General features: G+C 43.7%; 2 protein-coding genes. Both read left to right on the top strand.

What is annotated here, in order from left to right; all coding sequences use genetic code 11:
* Positions 1–165: 165 nt before the first annotated feature.
* Positions 166–1,704, top strand: coding sequence for an IS21 family transposase (gene istA, locus MUB35_RS30280; RefSeq protein WP_055058761.1), 1,539 nt, complete (start codon positions 166–168; stop codon positions 1,702–1,704).
* Positions 1,705–1,710: 6 nt separating this feature from the next.
* Positions 1,711–2,487 carry an IS21-like element helper ATPase IstB gene (istB, locus tag MUB35_RS30275; protein ID WP_055058762.1) on the top strand — a complete coding sequence of 259 codons (777 nt, stop codon included), beginning with the start codon at positions 1,711–1,713 and terminating at the stop codon, positions 2,485–2,487.
* Positions 2,488–2,575 lie beyond the last annotated feature (88 nt).

Here is a 2,575-nt window from a genome sequence, read left to right as displayed (position 1 = left end):
TGAATAATCCGGGGTGAAATCCATCACCTGTCCGGCGTATGGAAATCAATATTCCGTTTTTTACGGAATCACGATTCCGGAAAAAAGGGAATCGCATTTTTCCTAAAACCTTATAATGATGTTATGCACTTTATAGTGTAAATTCATTATGAGGAGGTCACGATTATGACCAAATATCGAGAAATCATCCGGCTTACTGGATTGGGATTCTCACAACGCAACATCATGGCAAGCTGTGGTGTTTCACAAAAAACTGTCGTCAAAGTTCAAAAACGTGCCAGAGAACTAAATATCTCTTGGCCTCTTGATGAATCAATGACCGACACAGAACTTCAAAGGCTCATGTTCTCTAAAGAGAGCAAGGTATCTGCCAAGAAGCGGATGCCGGATTATGATTACATCCGTAAGGAGCTGCTTCGCAACGGCGTAAGCAAAAAACTCCTATGGACGGAATACATGGAGGATTGCCGTGCCAATGGTGAAGAACCACTCATGTATTCACAGTTCTGCTATCACATCCAACAGGATGAGCAGAAGCATCGTGCTACCATGCATATCAACCGTAAACCCGGTGAGCAGGTTGAAGTTGACTGGGCAGGTGATCCTGCAACAGTCATTGATCCTGATACCGGCGAAATCATCAAAGCATACATATTTGTCGGTGTAATGACTTACAGCCAGTATGCATACGTGGAAGCATTTCTGGACATGAAACAGAAATCATGGATCAATGCACATGTCCATATGTACGAATATTTTGGTGGTGTTGCCAGAATCCTCGTACCGGATAATTGCAAAACTGCAGTTGTTCATAATGGCGGATGGAAAGACCAGCAGATCAATGAGACCTATCAGGAACTGGCTGAGCATTATGGCACTGCTATTATTCCGGCGCGTGTCAGGGCTCCCAAGGATAAGCCGAATGCTGAAGGGACGGTAGGAAATATCTCTACCTGGATTACAGCAGCACTTCGGGATGAACAGTTCTTCTCCTTTGCCGAATTAAATCGTGCAATCAGAGACAAGCTCGAACTGTTCAACCAAAGGCTCTTTCAAAAGAAAGAGGGTAGTCGGCGAAGCTTATTTCTTGAGGAAGAAAAACCATTGCTGGCACCATTACCTTCTACCCGTTTTGAACTGAGCGACTGGAAGACAGCCACCGTCCAGTTCAATTATCACATATCTGTGGATGGAATGCTATACTCAGTTCCTTATGAATACATCAAAAAGAAAGTGGATGTAAAGGTAACAGATACTACTATTGAAATTTTCTACAATCATAACCGCATTGCTTCCCACCGTCGTCTGAAAGGACGCCCTGGGCAGTACAGCACGGTCACGGAACATATGCCGGAAGACCACCTGAAATATCTGGAATGGAACGGCGACCGGTTCCGCAAATGGGCTGAGCGGATTGGCATAAATACGTACACTGTGGTCAATGCAATACTGACCTCCAAACGTGTGGAACAACAGACCTACCGAAGTTGTATGGGACTTCTGAAGCTTGCTGAGAAATACTCAGATGCATTGCTTGAAGTAGCCTGTAAAAAGGCATTGTCCTATACATCTTCGCCCAGTTACAAGAGTATTAAAAACATCCTTGTAACCGGTTCTGTAAAGCCGGAATCAGAAACTACTGAATCCACGACCACACATAAAGCACACGGCATCACAAGAGGTGCCGATTACTATCGGAGGTAAACACATATGACCAATCAAAGTACAATAGATAAATTAATTGAAATGCGCCTTACCACTATGGCAGATGCATTCCGCAACCAGCTGGCTGATCCTAAATTTAGAGAAGTACCATTTGAGGATCGCTTTGGTATGCTGGTAGACATTGAATACAGCAATCGGAAAAACAACCGTCTGAAACGGCTAATCCATAATGCTGGATTCGACCAGCCGGAAGCAAATATTATAGATATCAATTACACTTCCGGACGCAAGCTTAACAAGGATCTCATTAACCGACTTGCAACTTGCGAATATATATCTGAACACCGAAATCTTTTTATCACCGGCGCTACAGGCTGTGGTAAAACATACATGGCCTGTGCCTTTGGCATGGAGGCTTGTAAGCAGTATTTCAATACCAAGTATGTCCGACTCCCTGATCTGCTTATGGATCTGGAGACAGCACGGGCAGATGGTAACTACAAAAAAGTCATGGCAAAGTATGCCAATCCAGTTGTTCTGATCCTGGATGAGTGGCTTCTATTGAAACCAACGAATTCGGAACAAAGGGACATCTTCGAACTACTTCATAGGAGACGTAAGAAATCTTCAACGATTTTCTGTTCCCAGTATGCATTCGAGGAATGGTATGAGCAGCTCGGCGGTGGTGACAGTCCTCTGGCAGATGCAATCATTGACCGTATTGCTCACGACAGTTATCGAATAAATATTACAAGCATTGATACTGAACATGATAGATCAATGCGTGAGGTATATGGTTTGGATAAAGAACTACGCGAGTAAACTCGCATAATTACATAGGTGATTTCCACTTCCGGACATCTGATTCCCAAATTTCCGGAAGTGCGATTTCATCGCACAAGAATATTCA

It is taken from the genome of Blautia sp. NSJ-175 (assembly GCF_022867815.1).
GTDB classification, from domain to species: domain Bacteria; phylum Bacillota; class Clostridia; order Lachnospirales; family Lachnospiraceae; genus Blautia; species Blautia celeris.
The sequence above is the reverse complement of the archived record's forward strand: the minus strand, read 5'-3'. Positions and strand labels throughout refer to the sequence as shown.